The following is a 17,965-nucleotide window of genomic DNA, read 5'->3' on the forward strand; positions in this document are numbered from 1 at the left end:
GGGGGGGGGGGGGGGGGGGGGGGGGGGGGGGGGGGGGGGGGGGGGGGGGGGGGGGGGGGGGGGGGGGGGGGGGGGGGGCGGGGGGGGGGGGGGGGGGGGGGGGGGGGGGGGGGGGGGGGGGGGGGGGGGGGGGGGGGGCGGGCGCCCCCCCCCCCCCCCCCCCCCCCGCTCCGCCGGCCTAGCCGGTGGCCTCCTCGTCCTGGTCTTCGTCGGTGAGGGCGTCGGCGATGAGGTGGACGGCTTCCTGGACTCGGACGGCGGTGGCCTTGACCGTGTCGGCCTGTCCCCCGCTCCAGCTGGCGACGTAGCCGACGCTGTAGTCGCTCGTGTCGAGGTCGTGCAGCCCGGCCACGACGTAGGCGACGGATTCGGCCTCGAGTTCGCGGGTGGCCTGGTCGGGCTCGGTGGTGAGCTTGCCGTCGTCGTCGGTGTGCAAGATCGCGTGCGCGGCCTCGTGGATGGCGGTTTTTGCGGCGTGGGCGTCGGACAGGTCGGCGTCGACGACGATGCGGCGGGTTCCGTCGACGGTGCAGTAGCCGTTGGACTCGCCGGGGATCTGCTCGCGGGTGACGGTCCAGCCCTGGCCGGTCATCCACTGGCTGATGCGCTCGTAGAGGGCGGCGTGGTCGTCGCCCTGGAGCTGGGCGACGGGGGCGGTGGGCTGTTCGACTCCCTCGATGGGGTCGGTCTGGGAGATGTCGAACACGCTGACCACGGGCGGTGGGCACTTGATGGCCTTGCGGGTGGTCTCTCCGGTGGCCTCGTCGGTCTCGGAGACGAGGCGGAACGGCTTGCCGAAGATCCGGATCCCCTTCTCACCTTTGCGGACCTGGCGGCCCTTGGCCTGCCACGCCTTGAATCCGGCGACCTGGGTGGCGTGCGGGCACTGCACCTGGATCAGCATCGTGTTGTTGAAGCTGTAGCGGTGGAACGATCCGAGGAAGTCCAGCCACATGAGCCACTGGCCGGACTGCATGAGGGCGTCGACGGCGGCGGACAGCTCGTCGTGCATCTGCTCGACCTTCTCGGCGCGGGCCGCGCGGGCGGCCTCTTTCTGCTGCGGGGTGTAGGTCTTGCGGGCCATGGCTGGCTCCTTTCGGGTGCGAGGTGAGCGGGTGGTCCCGGCTCTGCCTTCTATTGTACACGCATCATGCGTGCATGGTACGTCTATGGTGCGTTAATGTGCTCTCACCTGCTGCGGGTCCGCCGGGCCCGGCCCGCCGATTGGCGGGCCGGGGACTATGGCTAGAGGTGCAGCTGGTCGGTGCACCCGGTGCAGCGGCTGCCGCTCTGGCCGGAGGTGATGACCTCGGCGCAGTTGGTGCAGCGGCGGGCGGGGTGGACGAACGCGGCGCGGCCGTTCTCGTAGTGCCACAGCACTTCGGTGCCGTCGGGATTGGTCACGAGCCGGATTTCGGCCGCGATAGTGCGGCCCTCGTCCGGGACCTCGAGATCGAAGGTCTCGAGCAGGGTGCCTGGCTTGGTCATGGTGGTCCTTTCGGGTGCGGGGTGAGCGGGTGTTCCCGGCTCTGTCTTCTATTGTACACGCGTCATGCGTGTATGGTACGTCTATGGTGCGTTAATGTGCTCTCACCTGCGGGTTGTTCGCGCCACCGCCTCGGCTGTGCCATTCGCGCAGTGTCCCCCTTTCCCTGACACCTGCCGATTTTCGTGCGCAGCGAACGGGGTCAAGAGAGGGCACCCGGACTGCTGCGACGAATCCGCCCCGAAATAAGCGCAGCGCGGGGCGGATTGGTCGTGGCCGGCCGGGCGACGGCGAAGCCGGCGCCGACCTTGACCCCGGAAGTGGAGCACGCACAATCGCGGTGGCAGGGAAAGAGGGCCGCCCACCAGTGCCCACCCAGAGGCCGGGCCACCGTCGCTTGGACGGTAGCCCGGCATCGGGAGGGGTCTTACAGCTCGTCGGTGTCGACGTGGTCGCCGCAGGCGCGGCGCTCGACGGGGGACAGGGCGTAGCCCTGGTCCTCGATGAACCGGAGGTAGGCCACAGTGCGGCGGTCGATGTGTCGCCAGGAGCCCTTGTGGGTGTTGACCTCGTGGGCGATCAGGCACATGGCCAGGCTGGTCATGGTGGCTTTAGCGGTGGTCATCGCCTCGGTGTCCGGGACCGTCAGGTAGGTCTCGCGCTCGCCTCGCAGTCGGTCCGCGGAGAGCAGGTGCGGGCTGGTGGTAATGGTGGCGGCGACGAACGCGGCGCTGTTCTTCGGCGCGGCCTTGCGGGCGCAGAAGGTCTTGAGCCAGTCGCGGCGGACCTGCTCGGCGGCAAGCCACGCCTTGTTTGCGGCGATGACGTCGCGTCGTTCGGCCCGCTTCTGCTCGCGCTCTTCCTCAGTCGGTTCGCCCTGGGACGCGGTGCTCCACGGGGTTTTCCACCCTCGGGCGGCGAGGTCGTCGCAGTACCAGCGGGCCTGGACTACCAGCGCTTCGTGGACCTGGCTCCGGATGATCGCGTCCTCGGGCCGGTCCTCCTCGTCGTCCTCGTAGATCTCGTACGGGTCGACCGGCTCCCCGGTGGCCGTGAGGACGGTGGTGAAGTCGGCATCAAGCCGGACGGCGAGGTGGTCGCCAGGGTTGTCGGGGTCGATGGTGACCTTCTCACCGGTCTCGACGTCGACCAGCCTGTCGACCCACTCGCCCTTGGAGTCGTAGGCGGGCCAGCCCTCGAGGACGGGCACACCCTTGGCCTCCCACTGGGCGCGGGCCTCGGCCAGGGCGGCGGCGATCTGCCGCTGCTGACGCAGGCGAGCGGCCTGGTGCTCGAACTGGCCGGTGGCGGCGGCACGGACGAGGCTGTCGACGGCGCGGTCATCGTCGGCGAACTCGGCAACGACGGCGGCTTGGGTGATGGTCAGGTCGTAGCGGTCGAGAGTGTCGGTGTCGGGCATGGTGGTGGCCGCGTCGACGGTGGAGCGGTCGACGCGCAGGCGCTTGCTGATCTGGGCGGGGGAGATGCCAAAGGCGGCGAGCTGGGCGATGGTCTCGGCCTGCTCGCGGGTGGTGAGGTTCTGTCGCTGCTGGTTCTCGTCCCACTGGGCCGCGATCAGGTCAGTCTTGCCGTCGAGGTCGTCTGCCGGGGCAGAGGTGACGATGACGGGGACCTGGTCGAGTTCGGCAGCCACGGCGGCGAGGGTGCGGCGGTGGCCGTGCTTGACGACCAGGTCGTTGTTGTCGTCGCGGTAGGCGTTGATCGGCTCAAGGAGGCCGTGTTCGCGGACGCTGGCGACCAGGTCGTCGGAGGCTTTGGCGTCGCGGATGTTCGAGACGAGGGTCAGCTCGGAGGGGCTGACGTGGATGAGGTTCATCGTGGTGTCCACGGTGGTCCTTTCGGGTACGGGGTGAGTGGCCTTGTGGCTGCTCTGCTTCTAGCATACACGCGCCATGCGCGTATGGTACGTCTATGGTGCGTTAATGTGCTTTCACCTGCGGTTATGGCGCTGGGGCGTAGACGATGTGGGGGACTCCTTGGTGGGTGTAGTAGCCCTCGGTGTAGGTGCCGGTGTCGGAGGGTTCGTCGTGTCCGATCGCCCACACTTGGGCGGCGAGGTCTGCGGCGTCGAGCTCGCCGTCGGGTGAGTGGTGGGGGGTGACGATTCCGCTTCGGGGGCCGATGGTGACGCGGCGGGCGCGGTGGTCTCCGGCACGGGCGAGGTTGACGGTGTCGCGCATGAGTTCGCGCAGGTTGGTCGAGCGCAGTGGTTCGGCGGTGGTCATGCGGCCAGAGTGGCACGGTTCGTGGGCGTCGGCGGCTTCGGTGGACACCTGGGCGCGGGTGTTGCGGGGGAGGGGTGGGGTGTGAAATGCGCTGGAGGGGGTCGCCAGGCGGGCGACCCCCTCCAGCGGCCGGTTAGGGCATCAGGACGTCGAAGTGGGTGAGGCGGACGCCGTTCTTGCCGTTGCTGGTGAACCGTGCGGAGATCGCGCGGGCGCGGGGGCCGATGGTGAGGACTGCGGCGACGTAGTGCACGGCCATATGCGGCGTGACCTGAACGGTATCGACCCGGGGTTCGATGAGGGTTGCGCGGTCGGTGTCGTTGGTGCGGGCCTGGCGGGCGACTGCGGCGCGGTTGATCGCTGCGGCTCCTGCCTCGGTGGCGATCTGGTCGAGGTTGGTTACGCGGCTGCGCTGGCGGTTGTAGACGGCGACGGCGACGTTGATGGCGCGGTCGATCTCGCGGCGGACGCGAGCGTCGACGGTGACGGGGCGCTCGGCGGGTGCGCCGTGGTTGCGCTCGACCTGCTGGGCGATGTCCTGGTGGGCGGTGGCCTCGATCTGCTCGGTGAGCCAGTCACTGGCCACGAGCGGGGTGACGCCGTAGTGGCGCATCTCGGCGTAGGCGGCGGCGATCCCCTCGGCGCCGGGGACGGTGAACGTGGGCGACGTGAGCATGGTCGCTCCTTTCGGGTGCGGGGTGAGCGGGTGTTCCCGGCTCTGCCTTCTATTGTACACGCATCATGCGTGTATGGTACGTCTATGGCGCGTTAGTGTGCTTTCACCTGCGGGTTTTTCGCGCCACCGCCTCGGCTGTGCCGTTCGCGCAGTGTCCCCCTTTCCCTGACACCTGCCGATTTTCGTGTGTAGCGAACGGGGTCAAGAGAGGGCACCCGGACTGCTGCGACGAATCCGCCCCGAAATAAGCGCAGCGCGGGGCGGATTGGTCGTGGCCGGCCGGGCGACGGCGAAGCCGGCGCCGACCTTGACGCCGGCAGTGGAGCACGAAGAATCGCGGTGGCAGGGAAAGAGGGCCGCCCACCGGTTCGCCCCACCGCCGGGCAGTGCCGGCGTCCACGGCCAGGGATCTACGCCCCGGGAGTCACCGGGCGGTGTTGCACGCGGGAGCTGGCCCCAGTCGACCCGCGGCGGCCGGGCAGATAGTGCTCTTAGGTGGTGACGGGCAGTGCTTCGGATCGGATGCTGATGCCGATGTTGCGGGCTTTGGCGCCGCTGAGTTGGGGGTGGTTCCGGCCGTGGCTGTCGGTGTAGATGGTGGCGGCCAGGTCGTGTTCGTCGGCGTCGATGATGACGTCGTCGCCGATGGTGAGGCTGGTGTGGGCGTTCTCGGCGAGTTGTTTGCGTAGCTCGACGTCGTAGACGACCTCGCCGGTGAAGGTGCGGGCGGTGGGGTTGTAGGCGCGGTGTCGCACTTTGATGGTGAGCACGCTGCTGCCGGATTTGAGCTGGTTGAGGGTGCCGATTTCGATGACGTTGCCGTCGATGACCATGGCTGGTCCTTTCGAGTGTGGGGTGACTGTTCGTCTGCGACTCAGCTTAGCTGGGCCCGTACCTGGTGGTGATTGTCCTGATGTGTTCAGGCCGGTAGCCGCACCACTGGAGTTCTGGGGTGATGATGACTGGCAGGGCGGTCACCCAGTCCTGCTCGGTGAGTCCCTCGAGTGCGTCCGGGTCTTCGTCGATGTCCACGTACAAGAACGCAACACCGGCTTGATCCAGGAGCTTTTTGGTCCTTATGCACGGCGGACAGGACTCGCGTCCGTAGAGCGTGACGAGCAAGCCGGTCATGGCTGGGACAGCACCCCCGACGTAGTCGTAGTGCGGCACTCGGACAGTTCAGGAGAGGCCGTGTGCATGGGGCAAGAGTACGACCGCTCGGAGTCAGTGGACGCTGGTGACATCACAGTGGGGGAGCAGACCGAGGGGCGTGGCTAGGCCGGCGCTCTCGCGCTGGCGTCGCGGCGGTCGGGCCCACCGGAGGGGAGTGGCGACCGCGGGGGGCTGCTCGACGAGGAGGACGAGGATGGGTGCGGTGCCGCGGAGCAGGGTGTGGGCGAGGGCGCTGCCCGCGAGCCTCAGCGTGAGTGAGACGTGCGCGAAGAACGTGGAGCCCGCGGAGAGTCCGCGCTGTCTCTGCGTGGCTCTCGGCGTGCCAGCAGGCGCGCTCACCGCAGATGCGGGCGGCCAGCTCCTGGGCCCTCGTCAGCGCACCTGTACGACGGGACGCGGCGTCCAGGTCCAGAGTGGAGGCGGCGGACCAGAGCGTTCCGCGGCCGGTGCCCGCCCGGGTAGCGAGCCCGGCGTCCTCGAGCTGCCGGAGGAGGTGGAGGACCCCGTGGGTGGCGTCCCCGGGAGGGAGGCCCAGGAGAGCAGCGAGTTGGCGGGTGGGGGAGGCGGGGTGGCGTAGCAGGGTGAGGAGGGTTCGCCGGCTGGTGTGGCGGAGGAGTCCCCAGAGGGGGTGCTGCAAGGGCACCGCAGGGCTTGTGACGTCATGGTCGGTTTCCCCCCGGTAAGTGGTCGCGGGGACCGCGAGGTCATACCGGGCGGCTTCCCGCGGGGTGGTGGAGCTCCACGGGTGGCTCACGACAAGCAGCCCTCGCTTAACCAGGGCCGCGAGCCTGTCGGACGCTGCGCCGTCGGACAGGTGGAGTGCGAGCTGCAGATCTCGGCGAGCGATCGGCCGGCTCGCCAGTCCGTACCCGTCGCTGAACCGGTCGATGACCACGGCGGCAGCTGCCTGGAGGTCGGCATCACCCCACCAGCGGATCTCCTCGCGTGCTGCGTCGAGGGTGCGGCGGTCTGACTCGGGGATCTCAGGGCGGAATGCTCGCGCACGCCGAGCGATCGAAGCCCAGTGCTGCCGACAGGCGGACCAGTCAGAAGTCCGGTCGTCCCGGCGGGACACCTCGTCACGTTGACGAAACTTCCCGAAAGCAGCAGTGCGCTGGTACCACCACAGCGCGGCGGTCGCCGAGCGGATGCCGTGACGCCAAAGAACCCACGCGGCGTCCGTGGCGGCCGCTGACCGGTCGCGGCGGGTGTCGTCGTTGAGGATCGCCCAATCCTCGGGCGTGAACTGTGCGCGCCGGCGCCACGCTCGAGGTGCTTCGGTCACCAGGCGCGTGCCGTCGTCAACCGGCAACGGCAGGGGAATGGCTGAGGGAGCCGGCTGTCGACGACGCAGCCGCTGTGGCGCGGATCCCCGCGCGTCGCGAGGAAGCGATGCCTGGACAGCTCGGATTACCGTGCGAACGTCAGTCGCTTTCCCGGTCTCGAGGTCGACGAGCTGCGCGGGACGCCCCTCGGGTTTGAGGCTTACGCTGCCCGGCAGTCGAATGGCCTTGCCCTCACGGTGGTCGATCGCCGCGGCCGGCAGCCGATGGTGCTCACGGATGAGAGCGACACGTCGCAGGAGCTCGTCGCGGCCGTGCCTGGTCGCCGGAATACACCAGAGGTGGAGACAGTCGTCGCGCCCGGAGGCGACCGCGGCGACGACCACGGTCGCAGTATCCGCAGCCGCCTGACGAATCTCGGGGACTACTAGTTCGGCGCACTCGTCGATGTCGAGGGCGACCAGCTCTGGACGTGGCTGGGCGACGATGGCCCATGTTGCGGCTTCAGTGCCGAGGCGAGCGCGGCGCACGAGCTGGTCGGCGTTGCCGCTACCGACCTGGATCGCTTGGTTGTCGCCCTGGGTCGGAGCGAGAGCCCATGCGCGGACGGTTGAGTCCGCCAGGAGAGCTGCGAGCTCCGCGAGGGCCGCAGTATCGACGACGGTAATGGTGGTTGGAGGGTCTGGCTCAGTCGAGACGAGTTCCGGCGCGGCGGTGCTGGACACGTCCACAGGGTGTGAGCTACCCTCAGAACAGCTTCGCACGCAGTTCTGCCTTTCAGGTGGGGCACCAAAAACCGGTTCGAGCTGGTAACTCTTTCCGGTCACACTCTCAAGATCGCCCTTCGGTTGCCTCCGGGGGGCGATCGCTTTTGTGTGGGTGCGCTATGCAGTTGATCGTGTGCGCGTGTTCTGTGCGCTAAGCGATGTCTGCGAGCGGCGGCTCCTCTAATTGGTGGCGTGGGAACAGGGCATCAGCGGGGGTCTCTCGGATCTCGTCAGTCCGGCCGACGTGCGCGGCCAGGACATCTGCGACGTACTGGGATACCGATGTGCCAGCGTCGGCAGCCCGACGCTGAACCTCATCGTGGACGTCGCGCGCGAGACGCGTACCGACGAGTCGTCGATCACCCTTGTGTGGCTGTGCCATGACCGCATTCCTACCGGTATCTGTAACTGTTATGGCGGACGACACGCCGCTGATGGCCATGGCGACACTATAAACCGGTGTCGGCGTTTCTCGCATACCCTGCTTGGGTGCGAATCTTCATTGACACTGACTGCGGCGTTGACGACGCCCTGGCCCTGGCCGTGCTGGTGAGCCGTCCCGAGGTCGAGATCATCGGCGTGACCACGACTTCGGGGAACACCTCAGCCGTGCAAGCGGCGAGGAATGTTGCCGACGTGCTCGCGGTGATGCGACACCATATACCGGTGATTGCCGGTCCTGTGCCGGGTCCCACCTTCACGCCCCGCCTGGTGCACGGCCCTGATGGGCTGGGCGGCCACGGTTCGAGGCCGGATCGACCGGGCGATCCGCACGCCGCGTCCAAGGCGATCCTCGAGTTCTGCGAATCGGCGGGGTCGGAGGATGTCCTGCTCTGTCTAGGTCCGATGACCAATCTAGCTGCGGCAAAGCCGCAGTCGAGCCCGCGCATTGTTGCTGTCGGTGGCGCCGGCATCGTCGGAGAGTCGGACCCGGGACGAGATCCCAACTCGGAGGTAGACATTGCCGCGAGTACATGGGTCGTCGAGAATCTCGGCGTGGATTGGGTGACGATCAACGCTGGGGAGCACATATGGCTCAGAGAGTCGGAGTTCGGTTCGACCACGGCCAGCGGGCGCTTTCAGCGGTCGATTCACGAGGCCTACGGGTGGCATTGTGCGCAGAGGGCAGGGCGGCAAGTGTGGTCTCCGTCGGCTTACGACACGATTGCCGCTCTTGCTGCGGTGGGATCTGAGTTGGGGAAATGGGAGTGGGTGACCCCCACCTTCGTCGGCTCCTCAATGTGGGGAACGCCAGGGGGCGATCACCGGATGCTGACGGTTCCAGCCGATGAGTCCTGTGCTGGGGTCGTTCGGTCCGCCGTATCGAAAGCGCTGGCATGAACAGACGTGAGCTGTTCATGGCTCGTCGTCGAGCGCGGCGGGCACTGCGCGGCATTCGCTGCGCGCGGCCGTGGACTCGAGAGTCCTTGCTGGGGGAGATCTCTCGACAGCGGGGGAGACCCGTGACAGTCGAGCAGATGGAGGGAGCGCTGAGTACGGAGGCGTGCGGCCTGCTGGTCCAGTTCGACTCTGCGGACCACATCATTCTGGGTGCCGGCACACCGCAGTGGCACCAAGATGCCGTGACGGCCCACGAGATCGCCCACCTGCTCCTGGGACATCGGGGAGACCTCGCCACGCCGGACGCGGCCCACGGAATGGACGCGTACTTTCCGGATCTGGACTTGAGCGAGGTTCACCGCCTGCTTAAACGCGAGAACCACTCTTCGCTAGAGGAGTACGAAGCGGAGTTCCTCGGCACACTCATCCTTGCGCGTATGACCACCGGGATCGAGGTCGAGAGGCAGTTGCGCCAAGCCCAGGAAACGTCTGGTGGGCGGGAGCTATGGCGCGCCTTTGGGGTGGATAACCATGCGTAATTTGCTGCCAGCCTGGCTCGATTTCACGCTACTTGCGATCACCTGGGCGGCGATCTTGTGGCGGGTGTACGCGGCACGCAGCGGTGGAGCTCCCCGGCGGCTAACCGAATCACTGGCCGCGGGGGCTGTGGCCCTGACATTGAAGGTGGGCCCGATCTACGACGTCGTTGAGCCGCTCCTTGGGGCAGCGATCCTGCGCGCACTAATTCATGGAGCGTGCCTCGTGGCGGTGGCTGGCGTGATCTTGCTCTGGTTTGCCACGCAGGGCGACGTCAAACACCCACGGCTGGTGCCTGTCCTCTACGCCATTAGCGGCGGGCTGACGGTGCTACTGGTCATCACTGCCGCTGTAGCCCCACGCGCCGGTGACCAAATGGAGTCTGCTCCAAGCGGCTGGGCGTTGTGGTACTTCGCCATCTTCTGTCTTCCCACGTTGGTCGGATTGGTTCTGCTGGTCAAACAGCTCATCGGCTCCTGGGGACTAAGCCGGTCGCGGCTAGTCGGCGCGGTGGTGACGCTGGTCTACGCCTTCCTGGTCATCGACAACTTCACCGTGTTTGTGGCCGTGGGGTTCAGCGCTCTTCGAGATGATCACAGTCTCCTAGACGGCCGCGGTGTACCAAACGGGGTCGTCTTCGCAGTTCTTCTGACAATTGGTGCCGTCATTTCGGCACTGGTGGCCAACCGTGGAGCGGAAGATAGCTGGGCCGATCCGATGACGGCTATGTGGCTGGACCTGAGAACGGCGTGCCCTGAGGTGGCTCTCAGTGATCCGTGGAGTCTGCGCGGCAAGGAGCAGCGCCTCCGAGCCATCGTGGAGAGCGTCGACGCTCTTGCTCATCTGGCGCCCCTGGTGAACGACCGTCATATGCGCGCAGCTCGCAAAGTAAGCGCCGAACCTCCGGCACTGATCCTCGCACTCGCAATTCAGGACGCGGCGATGCAGCGCGACAGGCGAACAGACCACCTCGGTGACGAGGGTCTGCTTGCCGTCGACGCCGTCGGCCAGGCGGGGGAGCTGTCGGTGCAGTGGCAGCGAGCCAAGCAACTACGACACACGGCGGGACACGGCAGCGAGAAGGGCTTTTCGCGTGGTGTCGACCGGTTTGCCCCGCAGTCGGACTGACCTTGCACCTGCATTCACCAGGTGCCTGAGCAGCTCCAGCTGCTCATGAATTTTCTCGTCCCCATCGCTGAGGTAGCGACCGGGGACCTTGAAGAACGCAGCGACAGCCTCGCATTGGGCTTCGGTGAGCACTGACTTCCCCGCGAGCACGTCTCCCAACAGCTCGGGAGTAACGCCAACCGTCGGTGGCGTGTGCGCAGCAATTTCCTCGACGGTGCGCATCCCACCAGAGGGATCACGCCATACACACATGAGTTGCTGAAGTCGGTCCGCTTGCGTCATGCGTCCTCCCCGCGATCACGTTTGGCGTCCGGCATCGCCAGCCATCTACGCAGCGCAGCGCCTTCGTCGAGTTCGGAGTCCGCACGCTCGGCCAGCAGCGGAGCTACTGCGTCAACGACAATATCGCTACCAAGTCCGTGGGTATTCGCGGCCAGTAACTCCGTGATGAACTGACCATACAGCGGGGCCACTGCCTGGGCGAGGTCCTCGATAGCCTCGACCAGGTCGGAATCCTGGGCGCGGTCACTGGAAAGCTGCTGTAACCGGAATGTGGCGGCGGTGAGAGCAGCGACCTCGCCGTGGGAGATCGTGACCCCCGACGGTGCAAACTGCACTTCCGCCGTCTCTCGGGGAGTGGGAGTGCCTCCTTCAAGAGTGCTCGCTGCGCTACCGATCGTCCACTCCAGCGACCGGTCAAGAGCGTCGAGGATCTCGGGGGTTATCACCTCGGTGTCTCCGCGTTCGATTCTCACCATGATGGGCGCCCGCGGGCCGCCCCGGTCCCGGACTTGAATCAGGTTGAGCGAGAGCTCGGCGCGCCTCCTCCGTACCGCGTCGGCAAGTCGAGCTGTCATGTCCACAAGCCTAGGCCGGACACCTGTCAAGTTCTTTGTGGACAGGCCCAAAAGCAGTTAACCGCCCTGCCCGCCCTCACCTGCGGCAGCGATGACCTCATCCGGGGTGATTCCCAGAGCATCAGCGAGATGGGGAACACTATGCGCCGCCAAGGGGCTGTCTCCACGCTCAATCGCCCCATAATGCGAGGTGGAAAGGCCAGCGCGTCGCGCGGCTTCACCTTGAGTCAAGGCTCGGAGCACACGCCAGTCAGCGAGAGTTCTGCCGGTATCGGGAATGTCGACCAGGTCGGCAACGGTAACGGTGCTCGAGAGCGCCGCACTCAACAGTTCTGCCAACCGACCCAACATATCCGCCTGAGGGATCTTCCGACCCCGCTCCCAAGCACGGACTGAGCCCGAACTCACCCCCAGTGCATCACCCAGCGCAGCCTGCGAAAGGCCCGCGCTGCGACGCAAATCGACAAGAACCTCGGGGGAGAAGGCATGGGCTGAGGCCCTTCCCATGTGCACTCCTCCGTCGCCGTCCTGATGTTTCCCCACGACTTTACGGTTGCGTCCTATAGTGACGTTGACATGCGCCCCGGAGGGGTTAGGGTGTCACTATAAAACGGCGACAGGGGTAGACCATGCACCAATCTCGGACCGCGCTCAGGGGAGCGCTCGTCGGAACCACCGCAGCGATTGTCGCGTTCGGAGGCGCCACTCTCGCCCTGGCCGGCACGCAGGCAGGTATCACCGAGGCCCAGAAGCCAGCGAAGGCGACGACGGCTCAGGCCGCGGTCGTGGAGGGTCAGGCGTCGACCACTCGGGCCACGACTCGTGCGACGCCTGCTCCCGCAGCAGCGCGGGCGAAGCCAGTGGCGCAGCAAGCCGGCATCTCCGCGGCCGTCGAGGTCAAGAAGGCGAAGAAGGAAGACAAGCCCGACCCTCGTCGAGAGCAAGCATCGGAGGCTGCCGCTCCGGAGGCTCCCGCGGTCCAGCAGGCGGTCGCGCCCGTGCAGCAGGCCCCAGCTCCGGTGCGTCAGGCACCCGTGCAGCAGGCCCCAGCTCCGGTGCGTCAGGCACCCCTGCAGCAGGCCCCGGCTCCCGTGCAGCAAGCCCCGGCTCCGGTGCGTCAGGCACCCGCTCCAGCTCCGGCGCCTGCTCCGGCGCCGGTCCAGCAGGCCCCGGCACCCGCACCGGGCCTCACGATCGACCTGGGAGGCCGCGGCGCGGTGACGCCTCAGGCCCCCATCGCCCCCAAGCAGCTCCACATCGGCTGACGGTCGCCCGACCGCCAGTGCTCACTCACACATCGAAGGAGAACCACCATGGATCCGATCTCGCTTCTCATCGCCGGAATGATCGCTAACACCGCCATCCCGGCCGCGGCCGCGTCTGCGGCACCCGCCGTGGCCGGTGCCGCCGCGGCGGTCGCCACCGCGCCCGCATGGGCAGTTCCCGCAGGAATCGTCGGTACCGGTGTCGCCGCCGGCGGAGGGTCGGCAGCGCTCGGCCTGGGCGGCGCGGTGGCGAGCAACCCCCATGCTGCAACGGGCGTCGAGAACGCGTTCCACGACGGCATGAACAACGCCAAGGACGCAGCGGCCGGGTCGATCAACGGCCTGAACATCCCGGGCGTCCCGCCGATCCACTTCAACTGACCGCCACAGCCACCGAGGGCTTCGAGTGATCTAGGAGGGCAACGTGTCGAAAAAAAACAATGACGACGCGGACTCGCCGCTGCGGCCCGTCGATCCAGTAGGTGGGCCGGAGGACGAGGTGGGGGAGCCCGACTGGATGGCTGCACTCGGTGTGGAAGCGGCCGCTGGCGAGGTGAAGCTGCCGCCGACGCCGGATCCGCCGCGTGCACCGGACGAGACCGAACCAGACCAGCCCTGGATGGACCAGCTCGTGGGAGCTGAGCCGGCTCAGGTGTCGGACGAGGTAACGCCGCCACCGTCCGGTGAGGACCCGGCGGCAGTGGAACCAGGGACGGGGATAGCCCAACCACGTCGTAGGCGTGAATGGGCTATCCCCGCCGCGATGACGTGTTTGCTCGTCGTACTGGTCTGCGGCGGCGGGCTACTCCTGGTCAACAAGCTCTCCGACGGGATGGATCAACCAGCGGACCTGTCCGCCGACCTGGCGGAGATCGAGGGTCGCTCCGGTGACCTGGCAACAGAGGACGCCGGGACGATGCAGGATGCGGCTTTCCAGTGCGAGGGGTCGGAGTCAGGCGAGACGGTGACCGGCGACGGCGCGGGGGACACCCGATCGGTGGCCGGCGTCGTCCTGGCCTTCCAGCACGCCTACTACTCCGAGCGCGACGCGAAGAAAGCACTGAGTCTGACGTCCGACGACTCACCACTGGTGAACGTCGAAGCCCTCCAAGAAGGGATCGATTCGGTCCCGGAGGGCACTGAGCACTGTGTCTCGATCACGGCTGACGGTGCGAAAGCGCAGGTGAAGATCACTGAGGCGCGGCCGTCTGAGACCCCTGAAACCTTCGTCCAACAGGTCACCACCAGTCGTGACGGTGACCGAGTCGAGATCGTCAGTATTGCGGCGGAGGAAGAGTGATGGCGGCCCCGATCATGGCTCAGAGTCGACGGGATGTCCCCGCAGGAGCGGGACAGGTTCGGCCCACGATTCAACCCCCGGCGTCGCATGAGTGTGTCGCGGTGTGGGACAGGGCGGTGCCCGCGAGCGGATCACCGGGTCTCTGGCTGTTGGGCGCGCATGGCGGCGCCGGGGTCTCAACGCTCTGCCGGTGGCTCAGCCCCGCGGGGGACGCTCAGGGCCGGTGGCCGGGCGGTCATGGCAAACAGTCGCCGTTTGTGGTGCTCGTGGCCGAGGAGTCGGTGACAGCACTGACTAAGGCCCACGCCCTGGTGCGGCAGTACGCCACCGGAGGGGCCGGCACGCACGCGCGTCTGCTTGGCGTGGCCACGGTCGCGCGGGTGCCGGGCCGGCGGCCTCAGCAGGTCCGTCAGCGGCGAGACGTGCTGGCGGGGTTACTCGACCAGATCGACGGGGGCGCGTCGCAGATGTGGTCGGTCCCGTTCATTCCCGGTTTGACCACCGTGGCGCTCGATGAGCTGCCCGTCTGGTCCCTCGGGGAACCACCCACGACGAAGAAACGACCGTCACCGCGTGAAGCGGTGCCCGCGGCCGTCGCCGAACTCGGCACTGAACTTATCGACGCCGCGCGGACTCAGGTCGCGGCCTGGGGCAGAAGGTGAAAGAGCAGATGAACACGCCATTGCAACTTCTCTCGGCGCTGGTAGTGACGACCGTGGTCGTGTCAGCTGCCGGCCCTGCGGCCGCGCAGACCACCACCGCTCGGCCAGGCCCGGGAACCTCGACCACGACCACGACCACGACCACGACCAGCAGGGGGATTACACAGTGCCCTGCGGTGCACATGCTGTTGGCTCCCGGCACCTCCGAGACATCTCGGTTCGCCGAGCCGAACAGCGACACCCACGGCTTCTTGTCCCAGCATCTCGTGCGGCCCGTGATGGCCGCGGTGAACGGAGGCAATATCGGGGACCTGTCCTCCGGGTTTGCGGCACTGCTCGACTTGCCGCCCGGGGTGCAGTCGCTCGCGGGCACCGCGGGAGAGGCGATCGGCCGGTCCATGCAGGGACCGAACCGACAGGCTGCGCGAGTGTCGCGCACGTACGTGACCTACCCCGCGACGGTCGGGGGAGCGCAGCCGCCCGGAATGCGGCACCTACCCGAGAACTTCGGGGACACCACGCCGTATGCCGAGTCGATGAACACCGGTGTGGAAATGACGGAAGACCTGATGGCGACGGTCGCCGCGAGGTGTCCGGAGACGAAGGTGTTCCTTGCCGGATTCTCCCAGGGCGCAGAAGTGATCAGTAACGTTGCTCGGCGCACGGGCGCCGGGCAGAGCGTCATCGACCCAGATCAGGTGGCCGGCGTGGCGTTGTTCGCCGACCCGACCCGAGCGGGGGGCACGCCTCTGCACCCGGACGGTGCCTCGTCGGTGGGGCCCGTGCCGGGCACCGCCGGGGAGAACGTTCTGCGCGCCATTACGGGCCTGGAGACGCTGCCGACGGCGAACGCGGGAGGGCTGGGCACAGACAACACCGGCCACGTGGGCTTTGGTCAGCTCAGCGACCGCGTCGTCTCGTGGTGCCTGCCCGGGGACTACGTGTGTGGTCTGCCGGTCGAATCCAAGCTCGTGGCCGACATCGTGCCGCTACTCGAGACGATGTCGCTGGGCGACCCGGTCGCCGCACTCGAGCAGCTCGCGCGGATCCTCGACCGGGCGGTCAGCGTCGGAAACCTGTCCGAGATCGCTGACTTCAGCTTCGGCGGCACGGGCTTCTCACTTCGCCCCAGCGCAGCCAATCCCACGCCCGTGCTGAACAAGCGGGTCCAAGCAGCCACCGAGGAGACCACCAGCTCGCCGACGAGCCGGAGCGAAGCACCCTTGACGAGCACAGCTACGACCGTGGCCGATAGCGCCGTGCCTGAGGAGGCACCGGCTGCGCTTCCGGCTCCGGAGCCGATCGTCGAGGTCACACCAGCACCGGCAGGAGCCATCGGCCCGCCGGCCCCGATGCCTCCGGGTATTCCGGGGATCCCGGGGTTGCCGGGGCTGCCGCCCCTGCCGACGCCGGAGCAGTTCGTCGGAACGGTTGTGGAGGTGGCCGCCGGGATCGGCGGGATGGCGCTTGGGGCGGCCATCACCGTCGCCCGCAAGACCATCACGCCGGAGAATCTTGCCCAGATCGCCGTGGCAGGAGTGACCGGTGGCCCCCAGGCCGCGGGCGCTGTGGCAGTGGCCAGGCTGTCCGACTCGGCGATGTCCCTACTGGAGCCGGGGACCGCCTCGGGCTATGCACGACAGACGCTGCAGATCCTCAAGGACGCCGGGGTGCCGGTCCCGGAGCAGGTGGAGCTCGCGGTGAGCCTGGCGGCGTGGCTGTCGACCAACGAGCACAACGCCTACGGAGAACGTCCGGTCCTGCCGGATGGGCGCAGCCCAGCCACAGCGACCCGGGACTGGGTGCAAGCGATCGCCGCTGATGTCACCGCCGACAGCGCGGACCCGCTCGCTCCGGCACCCCGCCAGACCCAGGTCGGACTCAGCGCTTTGGACTCCGTCGAGTTCAACCGTGACGCCGCCCGAGCGGCCCTCAACAAGGTCGGCCACACCTCCGTTACGACGTCGTCGGTTGCGAGGCCGGCGAACACTACAGCGCCCACCTCGAGTGCGGCGCCCACCTCTACCACCCTTGAAGGGAACTGACTGACCATGAACATCCGAGTGCTCGCACAGGGCGATACGTCCTTCATCAACAACATCACGCCCTGGCTTCCTGACTTTCTCTCCAGTCGCCTCACCGACGTCGCCGGGGTGGCGCTGGCGATCGGCATCGTGATCGCCGTCATCGGCGGCGTCATGGTCTTCGCTGGGATCGCGTTCGCCCGCCAGGACGGGCGCGGCGATCAAGTCTCCGGGCGCCTGCTGTGGTGGGGCGGCGGAGTGGTCGGCCTGGGTGTGCTCATGCCGATCGTCGGCTGGCTGCTCGGATAGACGGCTAGCCGATGACAGCCCACACGCTCGCGCAGAGCCCACCCCCGGCCTCGCCGCAACCACTACCAACGGAAATCCAAGGGCTGCTGGCCAACTGGATCTCGATCGGGCTCGGCTTCGTAGCCGTGGCCAGCGTGGTGTTCATGGGCTGGGCACTGGTGGAGATCAGTCAGGCCAGGGAGGTGGGCCGCGAGCCCAAGCAGGGCGTGGAGCGGCTTCTCGTGATCGCTGTGGTCCTCATGTTCGCCTCGAGCATCGGCGCGGTTGTCTCGCTGATCTACACCCCGATCTGACGGGGAATGAAGGAGCAGAAAATGCGCAGTCGCACACTGGTTGCCGCAGCGGGGCTTGCGATGGCACTCGCCGCGTGCGGCACCGACGACGCGGGGACGGAAGGGACCGAAGACGGCCCGGATCTGACTGCCGCGCCCGAGGCGACCTGGTCGCAAATGGCCGGCATCGCCGTTCCCCGGGCTGAGCAGTGCCCGGACGAAACCGACCCGGTCGAACACGGCTACGCACACACCCCACAGTGCGCAGTCATCGCGGCCATGACCGGTCAAACGCTGCTGGCCACCACCGGTGACAACACGTGGCCGCAGATGGCGAGCACCATCTTGGCGCCGGGACCCGGTAAGGACCAGTGGGCTCAGGCACGGGCCCTGATGTCGGTCGAGGGCCGCGTGCGCAATCCCGCGAAGTTCGTCGGCTTCCAGTTCACCGACTACTCGCAGGACCGCGCCCAGGTCCTCCTGGCCGTGGAGTGGCCCGACGGCACGCTCACCGCCCAGCCGACGCAGCTCGCGTGGCAGACGGGCGATTGGAAGCTCGTCCTGCCGACGCAACAAACCGCCGTGGACGCCGTCGAACTCGACAACCTCGACGACTTCACCGAATTTCGCGCCGACTAG

At 67.6% G+C, this 17,965-nt stretch carries 22 protein-coding genes; 13 read left to right on the top strand and 9 right to left on the bottom strand.

Features of this window, described 5'->3' with window-relative positions:
* Positions 1–178: 178 nt before the first annotated feature.
* The 7 genes from R4P08_RS16725 to R4P08_RS16755 all read right to left on the bottom strand — a co-directional run bounded on the left by R4P08_RS16725 (position 179) and on the right by R4P08_RS16755 (position 5,539).
* Positions 179–1,084: an ArdC-like ssDNA-binding domain-containing protein gene (locus R4P08_RS16725; protein ID WP_317815058.1), complete on the bottom strand. Its 906-nt coding sequence runs from the start codon at positions 1,082–1,084 to the stop codon at positions 179–181.
* A 161-nt stretch (positions 1,085–1,245) separates the two neighbouring features.
* Positions 1,246–1,488 (bottom strand): hypothetical protein, encoded by a 243-nt coding sequence (locus R4P08_RS16730; protein ID WP_069388970.1) that lies wholly within the window; start codon positions 1,486–1,488, stop codon positions 1,246–1,248.
* Positions 1,489–1,913: 425 nt separating this feature from the next.
* Complete coding sequence (locus R4P08_RS16735; RefSeq protein ID WP_182641457.1) at positions 1,914–3,335, bottom strand: ParB/RepB/Spo0J family partition protein; 1,422 nt, start codon at positions 3,333–3,335, stop codon at positions 1,914–1,916.
* Positions 3,336–3,447: 112 nt separating this feature from the next.
* On the bottom strand, positions 3,448–3,732 hold the full coding sequence (locus R4P08_RS16740) for a hypothetical protein (RefSeq protein ID WP_017838461.1): 285 nt from the start codon (positions 3,730–3,732) through the stop codon (positions 3,448–3,450).
* Between the two features lie 133 nt (positions 3,733–3,865).
* Positions 3,866–4,408, bottom strand: coding sequence for a hypothetical protein (locus tag R4P08_RS16745; RefSeq protein WP_069388972.1), 543 nt, complete (start codon positions 4,406–4,408; stop codon positions 3,866–3,868).
* Positions 4,409–4,899: 491 nt separating this feature from the next.
* A complete protein-coding gene (locus R4P08_RS16750; RefSeq protein ID WP_017838631.1) occupies positions 4,900–5,241 on the bottom strand; it encodes a hypothetical protein in 342 nt (113 codons plus the stop codon).
* A 46-nt stretch (positions 5,242–5,287) separates the two neighbouring features.
* Positions 5,288–5,539: a glutaredoxin family protein gene (locus tag R4P08_RS16755; RefSeq protein WP_083249576.1), complete on the bottom strand. Its 252-nt coding sequence runs from the start codon at positions 5,537–5,539 to the stop codon at positions 5,288–5,290.
* A 349-nt stretch (positions 5,540–5,888) separates the two neighbouring features.
* Here R4P08_RS16755 and R4P08_RS16760 point away from each other — a divergent pair, with 349 nt between their 5' ends.
* From R4P08_RS16760 to R4P08_RS16780, 5 genes are all read left to right on the top strand, one after another.
* Positions 5,889–6,158, top strand: coding sequence for a hypothetical protein (locus tag R4P08_RS16760; protein ID WP_206682665.1), 270 nt, complete (start codon positions 5,889–5,891; stop codon positions 6,156–6,158).
* A gap of 168 nt (positions 6,159–6,326) precedes the next feature.
* On the top strand, positions 6,327–6,554 hold the full coding sequence (locus R4P08_RS16765) for a hypothetical protein (protein ID WP_069388974.1): 228 nt from the start codon (positions 6,327–6,329) through the stop codon (positions 6,552–6,554).
* A 1,566-nt stretch (positions 6,555–8,120) separates the two neighbouring features.
* On the top strand, positions 8,121–8,972 hold the full coding sequence (locus tag R4P08_RS16770; RefSeq protein ID WP_172815703.1) for a nucleoside hydrolase: 852 nt from the start codon (positions 8,121–8,123) through the stop codon (positions 8,970–8,972).
* Between the two features lie 122 nt (positions 8,973–9,094).
* On the top strand, positions 9,095–9,511 hold the full coding sequence (locus R4P08_RS16775; RefSeq protein WP_067715278.1) for a hypothetical protein: 417 nt from the start codon (positions 9,095–9,097) through the stop codon (positions 9,509–9,511).
* On the top strand, positions 9,504–10,637 hold the full coding sequence (locus tag R4P08_RS16780) for a hypothetical protein (RefSeq protein WP_156776070.1): 1,134 nt from the start codon (positions 9,504–9,506) through the stop codon (positions 10,635–10,637). The genes R4P08_RS16775 and R4P08_RS16780 overlap by 8 nt, the downstream gene beginning before the upstream one ends.
* 278 nt (positions 10,638–10,915) lie before the next feature.
* Here the strand turns inward: R4P08_RS16780 and R4P08_RS16785 are convergent, their stop codons facing one another.
* Complete coding sequence (locus R4P08_RS16785) at positions 10,916–11,494, bottom strand: hypothetical protein (protein ID WP_146193813.1); 579 nt, start codon at positions 11,492–11,494, stop codon at positions 10,916–10,918.
* A 57-nt stretch (positions 11,495–11,551) separates the two neighbouring features.
* Entirely contained in the window at positions 11,552–12,001 is a 450-nt protein-coding gene (locus R4P08_RS18570; RefSeq protein ID WP_081615145.1) for a helix-turn-helix domain-containing protein, read from the bottom strand.
* A 122-nt stretch (positions 12,002–12,123) separates the two neighbouring features.
* Here R4P08_RS18570 and R4P08_RS16790 point away from each other — a divergent pair, with 122 nt between their 5' ends.
* From R4P08_RS16790 to R4P08_RS16825, 8 genes are all read left to right on the top strand, one after another.
* Positions 12,124–12,759 carry a hypothetical protein gene (locus R4P08_RS16790; protein WP_259842448.1) on the top strand — a complete coding sequence of 212 codons (636 nt, stop codon included), beginning with the start codon at positions 12,124–12,126 and terminating at the stop codon, positions 12,757–12,759.
* Positions 12,760–12,807: 48 nt separating this feature from the next.
* Positions 12,808–13,140: a hypothetical protein gene (locus R4P08_RS16795; RefSeq protein ID WP_259852554.1), complete on the top strand. Its 333-nt coding sequence runs from the start codon at positions 12,808–12,810 to the stop codon at positions 13,138–13,140.
* 382 nt (positions 13,141–13,522) lie between these two features.
* Entirely contained in the window at positions 13,523–14,059 is a 537-nt protein-coding gene (locus tag R4P08_RS16800) for a hypothetical protein (protein ID WP_069388979.1), read from the top strand.
* A 281-nt stretch (positions 14,060–14,340) separates the two neighbouring features.
* Entirely contained in the window at positions 14,341–14,721 is a 381-nt protein-coding gene (locus R4P08_RS16805) for a hypothetical protein (RefSeq protein ID WP_258305962.1), read from the top strand.
* A 251-nt stretch (positions 14,722–14,972) separates the two neighbouring features.
* A complete protein-coding gene (locus R4P08_RS16810; protein WP_182609981.1) occupies positions 14,973–16,766 on the top strand; it encodes a cutinase family protein in 1,794 nt (597 codons plus the stop codon).
* A 6-nt stretch (positions 16,767–16,772) separates the two neighbouring features.
* Positions 16,773–17,054: a hypothetical protein gene (locus R4P08_RS16815; RefSeq protein ID WP_069388982.1), complete on the top strand. Its 282-nt coding sequence runs from the start codon at positions 16,773–16,775 to the stop codon at positions 17,052–17,054.
* Between the two features lie 11 nt (positions 17,055–17,065).
* Positions 17,066–17,347 carry a hypothetical protein gene (locus tag R4P08_RS16820; RefSeq protein WP_069388983.1) on the top strand — a complete coding sequence of 94 codons (282 nt, stop codon included), beginning with the start codon at positions 17,066–17,068 and terminating at the stop codon, positions 17,345–17,347.
* Positions 17,348–17,368: 21 nt separating this feature from the next.
* On the top strand, positions 17,369–17,965 hold the full coding sequence (locus R4P08_RS16825) for a hypothetical protein (protein ID WP_083249585.1): 597 nt from the start codon (positions 17,369–17,371) through the stop codon (positions 17,963–17,965).

The sequence above is a fragment of the Rhodococcus sp. IEGM 1408 genome (genome assembly GCF_033142235.1).
Taxonomy (GTDB): Bacteria; Actinomycetota; Actinomycetes; order Mycobacteriales; family Mycobacteriaceae; genus Dietzia.